Raw genomic sequence first — 16,652 nt, 5'->3', positions numbered from 1 at the left:
GTGTCGGCCGGGTACTGGTGCGAGTCCCTGCTGATCGACGGAACGGCCAACGCGGGGATGCGGCTGGAGGTTGACGCGGCTGGGCGCATCGCTCGGGTTCAGCGCGGGGTCGCGGCGGAGGCTGCGGACATCCGCTTGGGAACGGTGCTGCCGGGGTTTGGCAACGCGCACTCGCACGCCTTTCACCGTGCCTTGCGCGGTCAGACTCATGGTGAGGGCGGTGATTTCTGGCTCTGGCGCAAGCGGATGTACCGGGTTGCCACGCAGCTGGACCCGTCGAGGTACCAGGCCCTGGCGACGGCAGTCTTCGCCGAGATGCTCGTGAGTGGCTACACGGCCGTTGGCGAGTTTCACTACGTGCATCACCGGACGAGCGGTGCGCCGTACAAGACCGAGCACGCGATGGAACTAGCGCTCGCGGCGGCGGCGCGGGAGGTCGGCATCCGTCTGGTGCTGCTCGACACCGTGTATCTGCAGGGCGGCATTGGGCGGGAACTGTCGCCGGAGCAGCGCGGGTTCGGCGACGGTGGCGCGGCTGGTTGGCTAGCCCGGTGGCGGTCCCTGCGTGCACGGCTTGCCGGCGACGAGCTCGTGACGCTCGGCGCCGCCCTGCACTCGGTACGGGCCGTGCCGCCCGACGCGATGCGTGAGGTGTTACACGGGCTGCCCCCGGAGGTCCCCATGCACATCCATCTATCGGAGCAGACGCAGGAGAACGAGGATTGTCTGGCGGCGTACGGCCTGACGCCGACCGGGCTGCTCGATTCGCTAGGTGCTCTTTTGCCGCGGCTGAGCGTCGTGCACGCGACGCACGCGACGGACGACGACAGAAACCTACTCGGTGACGCCGGGGTGACCGTTGTGATGTGTCCGACCACCGAGGCGGACCTGGGTGACGGCATCGGCCCGGCACTCGCGCTGGCGTCAGCGGGCGCTTCGATTGCGCTCGGTTCCGATCAGAACGCGGTTATCGATCCGTTTCTGGAAATGCGCGGCCTCGAAATGGGTGAGCGGCTCGCCGCCCAGAAACGCGGTCGCTTCGCCCCCGCCGCGCTGCTGGCCGCCGCATCGAGTGCGGGCTATGCCGCCCTGGGGCTTGGACGTCACCGTCTGCAACCGGGCGACCCGTGCGATCTTGTCGAGATCAGCACGACCAGCGTGCGCACGATCGGGTCCGTGCCGGGGCAGCTTGCGCTGACCGCGACAGCTTCCGACGTGGTGCGCGTCGTCGTTGGCGGGCGTCTGGTGGCCGAGTGCGGTCAGCTGGTCGGCGGTGCTCGGCCGGCAACACTGATTGCCGACGCTCTCGCTAGGCTCAGCACATGAACGGCACCGAGCTGGTCACCGGAATCGGCGAACTGACCACGCACGATGAATCGGGTGAACGCCTGCACGACGCCGCCCTCGTGATCGGCGAGGGCCGAATCCTGTGGATCGGCCCGGCTGCCCAGGCGCCCGCTGCCGATCGTCGAACGAATGTCGACGGTCGCGCCGTTCTGCCCGGCTGGGTCGACACACACACCCACCTCGTGTTCAGCGGGGACCGCTCGGCGGAGTTCGAAGCCCGGATGGCTGGCCAGGCTTACGCTGCGGGCGGCATCAACACCACCGTCACGGCTACCCGGGCAGCGCCCGAGGAGCAGCTCGTGGCCACGGCTCGGAATCTGCGCCATGAGGCAGAAACCCAGGGCACCACCTTTCTCGAAACGAAGACCGGGTATGGGCTCGATGTGGCGAGCGAAGAGCGTTCGGCGCGCGCGGCAGCCAACGTCGCCGATGTCGTGACCTTTCTCGGTGCCCACATTGTGCCCGCCGGAATGGATCGTCGTGCCTACATCGACCTCGTGACCGGACCGATGCTCACTGCTGTGCTTCCCTATGTGCAGTTCATCGACGCATTTTGCGAGAAGGGTGCGTTCGACGTCGAGGAATCCCGCGAGGTGCTCTTGGCCGGTCGTGCCGCCGGTCTGGGATTGCGGGTGCACGGCAACCAACTCGGTTTTAGCGGCGGCGTGCGGCTGGCCGTCGAGCTCGGCGCCGCGAGCGTCGACCACTGCAACTACCTCGAACCCGCCGATATCGATGCGCTGGCCGCCGGGACGACGGTCGCCACCCTGCTGCCGGCCTGCGATCTGTCGACCCGGCAGCCCTTTCCGCCAGCCCGACGGTTGCTCGACGCCGGTGTGGTCATCGCTCTGGCGACCAATTGCAATCCGGGCACCTCCTATACAACGTCGATGCCCTTGTGTGTAGCGACCGCAGTGCTGCAGATGGGCCTGACCGTGCGCGAAGCCGTCTGGGCCGCGACGCGCGGTGCCGCACGGTCTCTTGGCCGCGATCAGGGAGCGAATGCCGTCGGCTCACTGTTTGTCGGCGGCCGCGCCGACTTGCAGGTTCTAAATGCTCCGTCGATTTCGCACCTGGCCTACCGTGTCGGGGTTCCGCTGACCGCTGCGATCTGGCGGAGGGGTGTGCGCGTCGATTGATCTGCACCTCGACCCGCTCCACGCTCCACGCTACACGCGATATGAACCTACGTGCGCCAGGGTGGATCCGCGCTGGGGATGTTGGCGCGGTGGCTGTGGGCGGGTCGCCAGGTTTGGGTGGGGTCCCAGAGCAGTGGCCCCCGCACTTGGGGTCTTCCACCGACCATGCGGATTTTCCATCCGGCGGTGTCGATGGTGTGGTGGTGGTACCAGCAGAGAAGGGTTCCGTTGTCGATGTTGGTGGGCCCGTTCTGTTGCCACGGGATGACGTGGTGTACTTCGCACCAGCGGGCCGGGATGGTGCAGCCGGGAATGACGCAACCCTCGTCACGGGCGGCGATCGCCGCGCGCTGCTTAGTGCTGAAGCAACGGACTTTGTCGCCGAGGCAGAGCACGTCGCCGTTCTCGCCGAGTAGTACCTGTTGGTACCCGCCGGCGCAGATGAGTTCGCTCACTCGGCGGAAGCTGATGGGGGCTTCGACGCCGTCGATCCAACCCACGCCACGGCCCTGTTCGAGGTCGACCGCATTGATGTGCACCATCACAGTGGGGGCGGCTCCGCCCATGGTCGGTGTGTGTGGGTCGCGTGCGGCGGATTCGAAGATGGAGCGGAGGATGTCAGCGCGTTTCTCCCCGCCCGTGCGGCGGTCGCCGTCGAACCGGGTGTCGCCGCTGAATGGTTCGTCGCTGAACGGCTCGGTGCCGGTGCCAAGGCCGGTGCCGGTGCCGGCCGTGCCGTCGAGCATCTCAGTCGGCACAAACCGCGGCGTGGTCGACCGGGCCGACAGGTGCGTGTCAAACAGGGTGTCCATGATGCCGCGGAGTTCTGGGGTGACGTCGGCGCGTAGTGGGTAGAGCCCGTTGCGGAGCAGCCCGAAGGTGAGAGTGCTTTTCGCTTCGACGGCGTCGTCGTTGGGGGCGACGCCGTCAGGGTCGAGCCGGCCCTGCCATTCCAATGCCTGCGCCCGCAGCAGGTCGGGCGCGAAACGGATCCCCGCGCCGGGTAGCCCGGCCGTTTCCGCAGTGATGGCGCCGGTTGCCGACGCGACGAGGGCGCGTTCGACCCGGTCAAGGTCGTCTTGCCCGACCCGTCCCTGCAGCGCGGTGAGCGTGGTGGCGATGATCTCCGCCGACTCGAGACCGAGCTCACCGCTGCTGAGGCCGTCGGCGATGGTCGAGTAGCGGGCGGGCACGGGCGGTCCAAGGGGGGGTGCGTTCCACGGCGGTCTCGCCGAGTTTGAGGCGGCGTTTGGCTTCGCGGGCGGAGATGCCGGCGAGTTGGGTGATGAAATCGACCCGGTTGCGGCATCCGTTTTTGTAAGCCAGCGACCCACTGCCGAGGTCGGTTTCGGCGCGGGCACCGATGTCGGTGGTGGCTCGTAGTCTTGCGCCATCAACCTTGCGACCGAGACACTCAAGGGCGGCCATGACCGCGACGGCCTCGCTGTCGTCGAGCTGACCGAACCGCACCCCGTCCACAACCGAGGCCAACAAGGCGTCGGCCTGAAGAATGACCTCGACCCGGGAAAACGATGGCTCCGGCATGGAGTCGGATGCGGCGGGCGGGGCGGCGAGGGTCATGGCGGCGGTGCCTCCTTCACCCACAATTATAGCCCAAACCACACCTAAACACGAGAGAAACTCGACATTATACTGACGTTTTTGACGAGTTGTCTACGATCCGAGAGAGCCGCCAACCGGTTGATTTGAAACGCCCGGAGCAAACGGGCGCGTGGAGTGTCGGCCTCACAAACTACGCTGGAGCAATGACCTCTGGCCCGATCACTCCCCCCGTCGCCGCCCCGCACACCGCCCCCCTCGCCGTAAAGAAGCCGCACCGGCGCGTTCACCACAACGACGTCTACATTGACGACTACGAGTGGTTGCGCGATAAGGACAGCCCCGAGGTCCTCGCCCATCTCGAGGCCGAGAACAGCTATACGATGGCCCGCACCCAGAATCAGGAACCGCTCCGGCAGCAGATTTTCGACGAGATTAAATCCCGCACCCAGGAGACCGACCTAAGTGTTCCGGTGCGCCGCGGAAACTACTGGTACTACACCCGCACGGTCGAGGGCCAGGAGTACGGCATTCACTGTCGCGCGCCGATCAACGACCAGGGCGACTGGGCCGCGCCACTCATCAGCGGCGACCAGATCGGCCTGGCCGGCGAGCAGATCCTGCTCGATGACAACGTCGAAGCCGAAGGCCACGACTTCTTTTCGCTCGGCAGCTTCGACCTCAGCGACGACGGCACTCAACTGCTCTACGCCGTCGATATCGAGGGCGACGAACGCTATACGATCCGGATACGCACCATCGCGAGCGGCGAGAACCTGCCAGACACTATTCCGAACACGAGCGCCGGCGCCCTGTTCGACCCGAGTGGACGCTACCTCTTCTACACCACCGTCGACGACGCCTGGCGCCCCGACACCGTGTGGCGGCACGAAATCGGCGCCGCACGAGACACCGACACCAGCATCTTTCACGAACCCGATGAACGGTTCTGGGTCGGCGTCGGCATCACTCGCAGCCGCAAATTCCTCGTGATTGAGGCTGGCTCGAGCGTCACCACCGAATCCTGGCTGCTCGATGCGAGCGACCCCACCGGTGACTTCACCGTGGTCTGGCCCCGGCACGACAACACCGAATACGATGTTGAGCACGCCATCATCGACGGTGAAGACCGCCTGCTGATCGTGCATAACGGCGGCGGCGCGGTCAATTTCGAGCTGGTCAGTGTTGCAGCACGAGATCCGCAGGGCACCCAGCGCATGCTGCTGCCGCACGACCCACAGATCCGCCTCGAAAGCGTCGACGCGTTCGCTGACTTTCTCGTCGTGGAGTACCGCAGGGACGGCCTTACCCGCCTCGCCATCGACCGGCACGACGCGAAAGGACTCACCGAGCTTGAATTCGACGAGCCATTGTTCGCCGTCGGCTCCGCCGGCAACCCGGAGTGGACGCAGCCGACCCTTCGATTCGGCTTCACAAGCTTTGTCACCCCGTCAACGGTCTACGACCTCGTCGTGGCTACCGGCGAGCGCCGCCTGCTCAAGCAGCAGCCGGTGCTCGGCGGCTATGACCCGACACTGTACGAACAGCGCCGCGAGTGGGCGACCGCAAAAGACGGCACCCGGGTACCGATTTCACTGGTCTACCGCCGCGACCTCGTCACGCCCGGCACCCCGGCGCCGACGCTGCTCTACGGCTATGGATCGTACGAGCACAGCATCGACCCCGGATTCGGTATCGCCCGGCTCAGCCTGCTCGACCGCGGCATGATCTTCGCCATCGCGCACGTGCGCGGCGGCGGCGAACTCGGCCGAACCTGGTACGAAACCGGCAAAACCCTGACCAAGCGCAACACCTTCACCGACTTCGTGAGTTGCGCCCGGCACGTCATCGACGCGGGCTTCACGACCCCAGACCAACTGGTCGCCGAGGGTGGCAGCGCCGGCGGACTGCTCATGGGCGCCGTCGCGAACCTTGCGCCCGAGCTGTTCGCCGGCATTCTCGCCGAGGTTCCATTCGTCGACGCTCTTACCTCCATTCTTGACCCGTCACTGCCGCTAACCGTGATCGAATGGGACGAGTGGGGCGATCCCCTGCACGATGCCGAGGTGTACGCCTATATGAAGTCATATTCTCCGGTCGAGAATGTGCGCGCCGTCGCCTACCCGCTAATTCTCGCCGTGACCAGCCTGAACGACACCCGCGTTCTCTACGTCGAGCCGGCCAAGTGGGTGGCTAAGCTGCGCGAAGTCGGAGCGGATGCCCTCCTCAAGACCGAGATGTCGGCCGGCCACGGCGGAGTTTCCGGTCGCTACAGTGCGTGGCATGAGCGCGCGTTCAACTACGCCTGGGTGCTGGGCGCCGCTGGCCTGAATCCATCTGAGAGCGACAGCTAGGGGAATGCCGAACGGGCCAGACCTGACCCCGGCATGGAAGCGGCTGGTGCAGGCGCCGGAGCAGCCAGCATCCGCTCTGCCCCGGATCGGTAATTTCGGGCAACCGCGACCGCCGGCCACCGGCCCGAAAGTGCCGATGGGGCTGCAGTTTGAGCTGCGCGAGCAGACTCCGCGCACGAATGACCGCTGGCGTGGGCCGACCGCCAAACCGGTGAAAGCGCTCGAGTCCGGCCACGGCGAGTTTCGGCTCGGCGTGCGGCCGGTCATTCACAATGCGAACGGCAACTGGGTGCGCAGCAACGTCACCTGGAGCCACCTCACCTTTCAGCTGAACCGGTTCAACCTCGACCCCGAACACCACCGCTGGATCTCGCAGTTCGCCGCACTCTACAAGGCCGTGCGCGAGGTGTACACGAGCCAGGAAACCGACTGGATCTACCTCGACAACTTCACCAGCCCGCTGCTCTGGCCGCTGCTGCGGGAAGCCGAACAGCTCGGCATCGGCTTTGTCGGCACCAAAAAGAACGTCGTCGTTCGGGTCGGTTCGGTCGCCGAGATCAGCCTCGACGCCTCTCGAACGGATGCCGCCGGCCCGGTAACCCTGCAAGCCCGCCTCCACATCGACGGGGAGGACCATCCGCTCGAGGCCGCCGGAATCATCGCCGGCCACGGCCTCTACAGTGTGCGGTTCGGCCTGCCGACCGTGTTCACGCTCGCACCGACCGCCGGCCCGCTGAACCGCGAGCAGCGGCACCTCGTCGGGCAGGTCGATGCGGCCAGTGTTCCAGCGGCCGACACGACCGAGTTTCTCGGCACCATTTACCCGACGCTGCAGCGCACGGTCGCCATCACCAGCACGGATGCCTCGGTACGGTTTCCCGAGGTACTGCCCGACAACTTCGAGCGCACCGAAACGCCGCACCTCGTGATCACGACGGTGGAGACCGACCAGCGTGACTGGTTCGACCTTGGCGTGATCGTAACGGTCGGCGCGATCACCGTGCCCTTCGGCCCGCTGTTCAAAGCGCTGGCGAAGGGGCTGACCCGCCTGAAGCTGGTCGACAACAGCTATCTCCCTTTGCAGAGCCCCGAGTTCAAGCAGCTGCACGAACTCATCAACGAGGCCCGCGCACTGCAGGAGTGGGAAACCGGCCTGCGCATCAGCCGGTACCAGGCTAGTTTATGGAGCGATTTCGAGGATCTCGCCGACGAGACAGTGCCGGCGGTGTCCTGGCGGGCGGCCGCCGCGGGCCTCAAAGATCTGGCCGGCATTGACCCGACTCCACTTCCGGGCGGCGTCCGCGCCACCCTGCGCCCTTACCAGGAGGAGGGGTTTGCCTGGCTCGCATTTCTCTGGAAGCATCAGCTGGGCGGGGTACTCGCCGACGACATGGGGCTCGGTAAAACACTGCAGACCCTGGCGCTGCTGGTGCACGCGAGTGTCTCGGGGCCGGGGCCATTTCTGGTCGTGGCGCCGACATCCGTTGTGGCGAACTGGCGAAACGAGGCGACTCGATTCGCCCCCGGACTGCGGGTGCGAACCCTCACAGCAACGGAGGTGAAAAGCGGCACGCTCATAGCGGATGCCGCCACCGACGTTGACGTGCTCATCACGTCGTACGCGTTGTTCCGCCTCGATTTCGACGCGTACCAGGCGGTGGCCTGGGCCGGCCTCATCCTCGATGAGGCGCAATTCATAAAGAACCGCATGAGCCGTGCCTATGCCTGCGCGAAGGAGCTGAACACACCGTTCAAACTGGCCATCACGGGCACTCCGCTCGAGAACAACCTGATGGACCTGTGGTCGCTGTTCAGCGTCGTCGCACCGGGCCTGTTTGCATCATCCCGCAAATTCATCGAGGACTACGTTCGACCGGTGACCCGGGGTGAAAACCCCGAGCGGCTCGCGAAGCTGCGACGACGCATCCGCCCGCTGATTCTGCGCCGCACCAAAGACGTCGTGGCCCGTGACCTGCCGCCCAAGCAGGAACAGGAGCTGCAGATCGCGCTGAACCCGGCGCACCAGAAGCTCTACGATACGTTTCTGCAGCGGGAACGGCAGAAGCTCTACGGTTTGATCGAAGAACTCGACAAGAACCGGTTTATCATTTTTCGCTCGCTCACCCTGCTGCGGCTGCTGAGCCTCGACGCCTCCCTTGTTGACAAGAAGTATGCGGGCGTGCGTTCGAGCAAGCTCGACGCCCTGTTCGAACAGCTCGACGACGTCATCGCCGAGGGACATAAGGCGCTCATCTTCAGCCAGTTCACGTCATTTTTGAAGCTCGCCGCCGCCCGGCTCGACGCGCAGGGCGTTCCGTATTGCTACCTCGACGGGTCGACGCAGCGGCGCAGCGAAGTGATCGACCGGTTCAAAAACGGTGCGGCTCCGGTGTTCCTGATCAGTCTCAAGGCCGGCGGCTTCGGTCTCAATCTGACCGAAGCCGACTACGTTTTTCTGCTCGACCCTTGGTGGAACCCGCAAACCGAGGCGCAGGCCATCGACCGCACCCACCGCATCGGCCAGACCCGCAACGTCATGGTGTACCGGCTCGTCGCAACCGGCACCATCGAGGAGAAGGTCGTGGCGCTCCAGAAGCAAAAATCACAACTGTTCAGCGCTGTGCTCGACGACGACGCCATGTTTAGCACCGCGCTCACCGCCGACGACATTAGAGGCCTGCTGGAGCCCTGACTAGACCGCGCTCGATGCCGCCCACAGGTTGATTCCATTGTCGACGGCGTGCTCGTCGATGGCGGTCAGTTCCTCAGCGGTGAAGTCGAGGTTGTGCAGCGCCCCCACATTCGCCTCGAGCTGCGCCACCGACGACGCCCCAATCAGGGCGCTCGTCACCTCGGAATTGCGCAGCACCCAGGCCAAGGCCAGCTGGGCCAGTGACTGTCCACGACCGGAGGCGATCTCGGTCAAGGCGCGGATATGGGTCAGCGCCTCCGCGGTCACCATGGATTTTTTCGCCGAGCCCTCGCGCGCCACGCGCGAGTCCGCCGGGATGCCCCCGAGGTACCGGTCGGTGAGCAGCCCCTGGGCCAGCGGCGAGAACGCGATGCAGCCCGCGCCGATGTCGTCGAGCGTGTTGAGCAGATCGTCCTCGACCCACCGGTTGAACATCGAGTACGAGGGCTGGTGAATCAGCAGCGGGGTGCCGAGGTCGGCCAGAATCGCGGCCGCTTCGCGGGTGCGTTCGGGCGAGTACGACGAGATTCCGGCGTAGAGGGCGCGACCGCTCGTGACAGCGGTGTGCAGTGCCCCCATCGTCTCTTCGAGCGGTGTGTCGGGATCGGCGCGGTGGGAGTAGAAAATGTCGACATAGTCAACGCCCATGCGCGAGAGCGACTGGTCGAGGCTCGACAACAGGTATTTGCGGCTTCCGAAGTTTCCATACGGGCCCGGCCACATGTCGTAGCCGGCCTTGGTCGAGAGCACGACCTCATCACGGTGCGCCGCGAAGTCCTCGCGAAACAGCTGGCCGAAGTTCGTTTCGGCCGAACCATAGGGCGGACCGTAATTGTTGGCCAGGTCGAAGTGGGTGATGCCGAGGTCGAAGGCCCGGCGGAGAATAGCTCGCTGCGTTGCGAGCGGCTTGTCATCGCCAAAGTTCTGCCACAGACCAAGCGAAATGGCGGGAAGTTTGAGGCCACTGCGCCCGGCGCGACGATAGGGCATGGACTCGTAACGGGATTCATTCGGAAGATAGGTCATCTGATTATGATCCCACTTTTCTTTTCCACATCGACGTGGTCTCGTTGATAACCGGCAAAGCCGCCCAGATGTCAGCACCGGAATCAGCGAGGTAGCAGTCGGCCCGTACCCCAGCGCTTGCCGAATGCCCTCGCGACGAGCCACACCAACGGCTCCGGCGTTAATCTCCAGGCGCCGGAAGGCACTCCAGTTCGCGGCGCCCCGTGACGACAGGTCGGTGCAGTGATCGAGCACCAGAAGCACACCCACTCGTGGTCGTTCCGGCTCGGGTACGGCGCACAGTTCGTCGATCGCCACGCTCAGCGCATTCAAACAGCGCGGCAACAGCACCTCTTCATCGCGCACGGGCACGACGATCACCACATCTTTGATCCGCGCAGCTTCGATGCTCGACGCACCGGTCACGGCACCAGCCCGTCACGCTGAGCCACCGACAGGGCTGGCCGCTGCTCGTAGACTTCGAGGACGAAATCGCGTTCCAGGTGATGCACCGTGCGTTGCAGCCCAACGACGTGGGTGAGCTGCGCGTGCACCGCGTCTCCGGTGAGCGGATAATCCACCACCGGATGCCGCCAGTGACAGGCCACAAGCGCACCCCCCGGGGCGAGACTGGCTCGGCACCGTTCGAGCAAGCGGCGCAGGTCAGCGGCCGAGCAGTAATATCCCACCTCCGACAGCACGATCAGCCCAAATTCCCCCTCCGGCCAATCCCCCGGCAGCGCTCGGCGTTCAAAACTCACTCCGGGCCGGCCGGCCAGTCGTTGCCTGGCGATGCCGAGAGGCTGCTCTACCAGGTCGATTCCCAGCACGGTGTCACAACGCTCGGCCAGCTCGGCGGTCAGCACGCCGGTAGAGCATCCCAATTCGAGTGCTGCACCAAACCGTTGCCGGGGCAGTGCTGCGAGAAGGGCCGCCCGCTTGCGTTTTTCATACCACCGCGTCTCGAAACCCCACGGGTCCGAACCGTACGAGTAGACGGTGTCGAAATACCCGGCTGGGAGGCTCTGGTTCGGGTCAGCGTGGGCATCCGGTTGTGGTTTCGGCCGAACATGCACCTCAATGAGCGTTTCGAAGTCTCGCGCGAAGTGCGCCCGAAAGCCGGCCGGAACGATGGCTTCATCGCCCGGCGATTCCGACAAGGGCCGCACTTGGCTGCGATGCAGCGCGAGGGCTCGAGCTTTGGCCTCACGTTCGGCCGGCTTCAGTTCGAAAACCCGCACGGTTTCGGCAGACCACACCGCGTCATCGGGCGTCGACCAGTGCCAGGCCCAGATCGGGTATTCGAACAGCCGTGCTCGATGTGTGCGCACCGCCCGCTCTGCTGCCGAACTCGCCGCAGCATGATCGGGATGCCCGTCGGCTCGCCACGGCGCCACCACCCAGGTCGAGTCGCCCGCATCGCCAATAGCCTCGTTGATCGCTCCTTCGGCAATATCCACGTTCTCCGTAAGTTTGCCGTCGGGGAGCTCTAACAGGCGAACCTGCGCGTTGGGGGCAAGGTGGGCGAGGGCATCCGTCACTTCAATGCGGCGAAGCTGTGCGAGACGAGCCGGGTCGTGGGTCGACGAGTTCGGGTGCGACGCCTCACCGTTGCTCAGCACAATCACAATGATCGGCAGTCCTAGCCCGGCCACATGAGCGATGAGTCCGCCGACCCCAAGGCTCTCGTCGTCGGGATGCGCCGACACAACAATCAAGCGTTCCAGCCCGCTGACGCCGAGCGAAGTGCACCGATCGGGCAAGTGGGCTGCCTGCCAGGCCTTCTCGGGCGTTCCGCTGTCGGAATGATTGAACGTCACCATGGTGCACTCCCCCTCGTAACAAGCATCCGGCCCAAGACCGCATCGTCGCGTTCGGCATGGTGTTGTCGCACATACAGTTGCTGGTCGGCCACCCGCTGGGCGTGCCGGGCGTCGAGAGCGAGCGGGGCCGGCCCGAGCGCGTGCCCGATCTGAAATATGACGTCCTCAACCGTTCGGGTGAAGACGCCCCACGATTGGTCCGGTCTTGGCGCATGGTCCGGTCTTGGCGCATGGCCCGGTCGGGGAACGGATACGAAAGTCGTCGCCAGCGCCAGCGCCCGCCGCGCATCACCGTTGACCTCGGCGGCAGCGGCAGCGGCAGCGAGGTCACCACGCGCACTAAAAAGCTCAGCTGGCCGCGGGCTAGCTTCACGCTTCATGGCAACCCTCTCGACTCACAAAGCCTTGTCGGGTCGAGCGAGTGTCAGGAAGCGCGGTGCGGGGATTTTCCCGAGGAGCGCTTGCGCGGCTTACGATTCTCCGCGCTGACCATCCAGGAATACTGCTCGAGCTTCTCGATGAAAGCGTGCAGAAGGTCGGCACTGGTGGGGTCTTCCTCGTCGACCTCATCGTGCACCTTACGCATCGTGTCGACCGTGGCGTCGAGCCGTTCGGTGATGAGCGTGACCGTCTCGGTCGTGTCGACTTCGCCGTCGGGAAACTTCGGCAGGTTGGTGGTTTTGGTGACCGTCTCGCTGCGGCCATCGGGCATCGCGTCGAGTGCGCGCATCCGCTCGGCAACTTGGTCGGAGAATTCTCGCGCATCGAGGATGATCTCGTCGAGTTGCAGGTGCAGGTCGCGAAAGTTCTTTCCGACGACGCTCCAGTGCGCCTGTTTGCCCTGCACGTGCAACTCGATCAGGTCAACCAAAACGGACTGCAGGTTGTCGCTGAGTGTTTCGGAGGCGTGCATGGTGTCCTTCCAATCGGGGAGAATTTGCCTCGAGACCATATCATGGCCGCACAATCTGGGCCACAATATAATGACCCGACCGCGGGCCGCAGACCCGACGTGCGGCCCCCGGGCTTCCCGGGCGCGCGGAGCCTGGCACGGCCGAATCTCGCCCCTTCACTCGTCATTGGGGGCGCGTGGCGGGCGCGGCTTGCTGTACTTCTTGTGTGCGGTTTGCGGGGCGGTACCGAGGATGCGTGCGATATCAGCCCAGGAACAGCCGCCGTCGCGCATGGCGTTGACCGCGGCGGTGACCCGCAGGGTGACTTCGACGCGATCGCGCACCGCGCGTTCCAACTCGCGCTCCAGAGCCCGGTAGGGCCGGGCGATGTGCGGGGCGGAGCCGTCTGCCGGCGGTGGCACTGGTTGCGCGATACCCCCATCAACTTGGTCGTGACTGTCGGGGGCAACACTGGTCATCGGCAACCTTTCCACTGATGAAATGTAGGCCCAGCGTGCTTGCGCGTCAACCACTTGACGCAGACATTTTGACGTCTGCGCAGTCATCGTTGTATGCGTCCCCTCGAACGTGCGTGCGCTATGGCAGAATCGGTGGCATGGCAATCGAGGGACGTCCCGGCGCGGTCGTTTCCGTCAGCCGCGATGACGCGCACCGCTTCAGCAAGCCGGTGGTCGCAAGCATACGTTTGCTCGCTGGGATCGGTGTCGATGGTGATGCTCACTCGGGCGCCACTGTGCAGCACCGCTACGCCAAAAAACGTAATCCCACGGCGCCCAACCTCTGCCAGGTTCACTTTATGGCTGCAGAGTTGTTCGACGACCTCATACCGACCGGGTATACGGTCTCACCGGGCGAGCTCGGCGAAAACGTGACAACCATCGGTATCGCTCTAATGACCCTGCCGCTCGGAACCCGCCTGTACCTCGGCAGCGAGGCCGTGGTCTCGATCACCGGTATGCGCAGCCCGTGCTCGCTCATCAACGGCTACCGGAAAGGCCTGATGAAGCAGCTCATCAGAACGGATGCCGCCGGTGCAGTTCAGCGCCGCGGCGGAATTATGGGCGTCGTGCTGACCGGCGGCATCGTGCAACCGGGCGACCGAATTCGCGTGGAGCTGCCCGTCGGTGAGCATCTCCCGCTCGGCGTCGTCTAGGTCTGGATTCACCCCCAGGCCAGACCCTGGGCCCGCTCTCTGGGCCCAGGGTCGAAAAAAAGCGCTACTGGGGGTCAGCGGAGGTGTGGAACCACGGCGGGTAGACCGCAACCTTGGGCTTATACGAGCTTGCCTTCAGGATGCCGCGCACAGTTGCGCGCACATTGTCATTGCACACGCCGATCAGCGTGATCAGGTCCATCGGCACGGCGTCGGGCACGAGCAGCTCGGCTTCAAGCATCATCGCGCCGTCTGCTTCGGCGCGAAGGGTCTGCAGCATACGCTCAGCGGTGGCCGGCGTTGCGCCGAACCTGGTCAACGCTCCGGCAGCGTCACCGTTGGTGACGGCGACCACGCTGGAAACGAACGGGGCTGGTTCTGTTGCGGCGTCAGCATCCTGCGCGGTTTCAGCTGCGGCACGCGCCGCAATCCCATCGTTGATCTTCTTGACCGTACTCACGAGCATGACGAAGTCGAAGGCCTCGGAGCCGTGGGCATCGAGTGCCAGGCGCGGGTCAGCGGCTTCGGCGCGCACGCTCTCCCAGACGGTCGCGTTCGGCGACAGAAAGAAGGGCACGTACTCCGCAACACTGCGACCGTCGCCGGAGACGTGAGCAACGCGGCGCAGGTCGCGAGTGGCCGGTGCGGAGATGTCGACGGCGGGCCGCGCGGTGAGGGCGCCGTTGGCGAGCAGGCGTCCGTCCTTCAGAATCGCACTGAGGTTGCTGATGTGGGTGAGATGGTACACGCGCTGCTCGTCGACGTTGTCGGTCGAGACCGCCTCCGCTCGCACCGGGCGAGGTGCGCCGGCGACGCGAACCGGGCGAGCGGCGCGCGCCACGGGCATGGCCGCGGTCGGTAGTGGATCGCGCAGGGAGGACAGCTTCGGGGCGCGCGTCTTCTTCACCGGAGTGAGGGGCTCAGTAACAACTTTGGGAAAGCACAGAGCGCACAATTGGCCCTCGAGCCCGTGGATGCATTCGTCGTCCAAGAGGGAAAAACCTTTCGTTACGCGGCTCGCGCCACTCGGAAAAGCCGAACGCGCATACCGCTTATTAACGTTACGTTCATTTGTGTGGCAGCGCTGACCGTTCTCTAGTTTTTCGGCAACTCGACGCGAACAATGAGTCCATCGTCAGTGGATTCGATGCAGAGATGGTCGAGCCCTGGCACGATCAGGTCGGCCTCAAGTTCGGCCGCCGGATAGGTTCCGGCGACTCCGATCGTGGTGCAGCCAGCGGCGCGGCCGGCCTGCAACCCGGCAGGCGCATCCTCGATCACCAGACACCGCCCCGGGTCGACGCCGAGCCGGGCAGCTCCCTCCAGAAACGGTTCAGGGAACGGCTTACCACGCGGGGTGTCATCGATAGTCACGATCACGCTCGGTGCCACCAAAGCGGATGCCGCCAGCCGGGCGACCGCCAGTGGCCGCGCGCAGGACGTGACGATGGCCCGTCGACTCTCCGGCAGGCTGTTCAGGAGCGCTGCTGCACCGGGCAGCACGGTGATGTCATTGGTGTCGGCGGTTTCGAGAGCGAGAATGCGGTCGATCGCCTCGTCGACGCGGGCGGCTGGCACGAGTTCGGCGATAATGTCGCGCGCCGGGCGACCGTGGGCGGTTTCGTCCTTGGCTACGCCCCATTCGTTTGCCCAAGCGGCCCACGAACGGTTGACCGCCGGCGTGGAATCGATGAGGGTGCCGTCCATATCGAACAATACGGCGTCGAAGGTGCGCCCCTGCAAAACGTTCTCGGTGACAAAACTGGGGTCAGGCATCCGTTGTCCTTTCGTCGCGCCGGCTGGTTGCCGATGCTTCAACGGTAGGCCACCCACGATTGCCCACGCCATTTGGTGCGGCCGCGGCCGGTATCGTGGACAGCAACAACCGAGCTGGGAGACCTTGACGTGTGGACGACCGTTTTGGTGATTGCGGCCGTGCTGGTGGGCTCGAGCATGCAGCGCATCACCGGCATGGGGTTCGCCCTGGTAGCGGCGCCCTTCTTGGTTCTACTGCTCGGGCCGGTTGACGGCGTTATCGTGGTCAACGCGTGCGGGGCACTCACGGCGAGCATTATCCTGATGCGAGTATTTCGCCAGGTTGACTGGCGGCGCTACAGCCTTTTGGCGGTCTGCGCCGTCGTCGGCATCGTGCCCGGCTCCTACATTCTGCAGTTCGTTTCGGCAGCCTGGCTCGAAATTTCGATCGGCGTCCTCGTGGCGGCCGGTCTGACCGTATCGGTCAACCTCGGCCGGGTCGTAGTGCGCGACCGTCTGGGTTTTCGCGTCATGGCCGGCCTGACCAGCGGGTTCATGAATACGACGGCTGGCGTCGGCGGCCCTGCAGTGAGCATTTACGCGATTGCCACGGGGTGGCCGCAGCGGTCCTTTGCCGCGACCATGCAGCCGTACTTTCTCTCGATCGGGCTGGCGTCCCTAGCCTCAAAATTCGGGCTGGGATCGGCCGACCTGCCCCAGTTGCCCGTGCTGGTTTGGGTGTTCATCGGGTGCGCCTGCATCGTGGGGCTGATCGTTGGTGACCGGCTGGCCACTGTGATCGAGCCGCACGTGGCCCGACGCCTACTCGTGGTCGTTGCCTATCTGGGATCGTTCGCGACCATCGTGCGCGGAGTACTCGAGCTGCTCGTTTAAGGCGGCCGGAGGTTTA

The 16,652-nt window shown here is 65.1% G+C and carries 16 protein-coding genes; 7 read left to right on the top strand and 9 right to left on the bottom strand.

All coding sequences use genetic code 11. The features are described 5' to 3' along the window. Nucleotides 1-1,326 carry a formimidoylglutamate deiminase gene (locus tag CXY70_RS02815; protein WP_233205706.1) on the top strand — a complete coding sequence of 442 codons (1,326 nt, stop codon included), beginning with the start codon at nucleotides 1-3 and terminating at the stop codon, nucleotides 1,324-1,326. Next, nucleotides 1,323-2,486 (top strand): imidazolonepropionase, encoded by a 1,164-nt coding sequence (gene hutI, locus CXY70_RS02810; RefSeq protein WP_104190871.1) that lies wholly within the window; start codon nucleotides 1,323-1,325, stop codon nucleotides 2,484-2,486. The genes CXY70_RS02815 and hutI overlap by 4 nt, the downstream gene beginning before the upstream one ends. 47 nt (nucleotides 2,487-2,533) lie before the next feature. Here hutI and CXY70_RS02805 read toward each other — a convergent pair whose 3' ends face one another. Next, entirely contained in the window at nucleotides 2,534-3,679 is a 1,146-nt protein-coding gene (locus CXY70_RS02805; protein ID WP_158250891.1) for an HNH endonuclease signature motif containing protein, read from the bottom strand. Then, nucleotides 3,633-4,067: a hypothetical protein gene (locus CXY70_RS17700; RefSeq protein ID WP_158250890.1), complete on the bottom strand. Its 435-nt coding sequence runs from the start codon at nucleotides 4,065-4,067 to the stop codon at nucleotides 3,633-3,635. The genes CXY70_RS02805 and CXY70_RS17700 overlap by 47 nt, the downstream gene beginning before the upstream one ends. Before the next feature lie 185 nt (nucleotides 4,068-4,252). Here CXY70_RS17700 and CXY70_RS02800 point away from each other — a divergent pair, with 185 nt between their 5' ends. Beyond that, nucleotides 4,253-6,400 carry a S9 family peptidase gene (locus CXY70_RS02800; RefSeq protein ID WP_104190869.1) on the top strand — a complete coding sequence of 716 codons (2,148 nt, stop codon included), beginning with the start codon at nucleotides 4,253-4,255 and terminating at the stop codon, nucleotides 6,398-6,400. Nucleotides 6,401-6,404: 4 nt separating this feature from the next. Continuing rightward, nucleotides 6,405-9,092, top strand: coding sequence for a DEAD/DEAH box helicase (locus CXY70_RS02795; RefSeq protein WP_104190868.1), 2,688 nt, complete (start codon nucleotides 6,405-6,407; stop codon nucleotides 9,090-9,092). Here CXY70_RS02795 and mgrA read toward each other — a convergent pair whose 3' ends face one another. Further along, nucleotides 9,093-10,118: an L-glyceraldehyde 3-phosphate reductase gene (gene mgrA, locus CXY70_RS02790; protein WP_104190867.1), complete on the bottom strand. Its 1,026-nt coding sequence runs from the start codon at nucleotides 10,116-10,118 to the stop codon at nucleotides 9,093-9,095. 222 nt (nucleotides 10,119-10,340) lie between these two features. Between mgrA and CXY70_RS02785 the strand changes: the two genes are divergently transcribed. Further along, entirely contained in the window at nucleotides 10,341-10,544 is a 204-nt protein-coding gene (locus tag CXY70_RS02785) for a hypothetical protein (protein ID WP_104190866.1), read from the top strand. Here CXY70_RS02785 and CXY70_RS02780 read toward each other — a convergent pair. From CXY70_RS02780 to CXY70_RS02765, 4 genes are all read right to left on the bottom strand, one after another. Further along, nucleotides 10,520-11,920 (bottom strand): PIG-L family deacetylase, encoded by a 1,401-nt coding sequence (locus CXY70_RS02780; RefSeq protein WP_104190865.1) that lies wholly within the window; start codon nucleotides 11,918-11,920, stop codon nucleotides 10,520-10,522. The two genes, CXY70_RS02785 and CXY70_RS02780, sit on opposite strands and share 25 nt — an antisense overlap. Next, entirely contained in the window at nucleotides 11,914-12,300 is a 387-nt protein-coding gene (locus CXY70_RS18600) for a hypothetical protein (protein ID WP_199183354.1), read from the bottom strand. The genes CXY70_RS02780 and CXY70_RS18600 overlap by 7 nt, the downstream gene beginning before the upstream one ends. Before the next feature lie 44 nt (nucleotides 12,301-12,344). Then, nucleotides 12,345-12,833: a Dps family protein gene (locus tag CXY70_RS02770; RefSeq protein WP_104190864.1), complete on the bottom strand. Its 489-nt coding sequence runs from the start codon at nucleotides 12,831-12,833 to the stop codon at nucleotides 12,345-12,347. Nucleotides 12,834-12,989: 156 nt separating this feature from the next. Further along, nucleotides 12,990-13,292 (bottom strand): hypothetical protein, encoded by a 303-nt coding sequence (locus tag CXY70_RS02765; RefSeq protein ID WP_104190863.1) that lies wholly within the window; start codon nucleotides 13,290-13,292, stop codon nucleotides 12,990-12,992. A 137-nt stretch (nucleotides 13,293-13,429) separates the two neighbouring features. Here CXY70_RS02765 and CXY70_RS02760 point away from each other — a divergent pair, with 137 nt between their 5' ends. Further along, nucleotides 13,430-13,987 (top strand): MOSC domain-containing protein, encoded by a 558-nt coding sequence (locus CXY70_RS02760; protein ID WP_104190862.1) that lies wholly within the window; start codon nucleotides 13,430-13,432, stop codon nucleotides 13,985-13,987. Between the two features lie 64 nt (nucleotides 13,988-14,051). Here CXY70_RS02760 and CXY70_RS02755 read toward each other — a convergent pair whose 3' ends face one another. Further along, complete coding sequence (locus tag CXY70_RS02755) at nucleotides 14,052-14,894, bottom strand: DarT ssDNA thymidine ADP-ribosyltransferase family protein (RefSeq protein ID WP_104190861.1); 843 nt, start codon at nucleotides 14,892-14,894, stop codon at nucleotides 14,052-14,054. Between the two features lie 188 nt (nucleotides 14,895-15,082). Then, nucleotides 15,083-15,763: an HAD-IA family hydrolase gene (locus CXY70_RS02750; RefSeq protein WP_104190860.1), complete on the bottom strand. Its 681-nt coding sequence runs from the start codon at nucleotides 15,761-15,763 to the stop codon at nucleotides 15,083-15,085. A gap of 129 nt (nucleotides 15,764-15,892) precedes the next feature. On the opposite strand from CXY70_RS02750, the gene CXY70_RS02745 reads away from it, so the two are divergent. Continuing rightward, complete coding sequence (locus CXY70_RS02745) at nucleotides 15,893-16,636, top strand: sulfite exporter TauE/SafE family protein (protein ID WP_104190859.1); 744 nt, start codon at nucleotides 15,893-15,895, stop codon at nucleotides 16,634-16,636. Nucleotides 16,637-16,652 lie beyond the last annotated feature (16 nt).

The organism is Cryobacterium sp. Y82 (assembly GCF_002929495.1).
GTDB lineage: Bacteria > Actinomycetota > Actinomycetes > Actinomycetales > Microbacteriaceae > Cryobacterium > Cryobacterium serini.
Note: the sequence above shows the minus strand (reverse complement) of the source record. Positions and strands in the feature narration are given on the sequence as shown.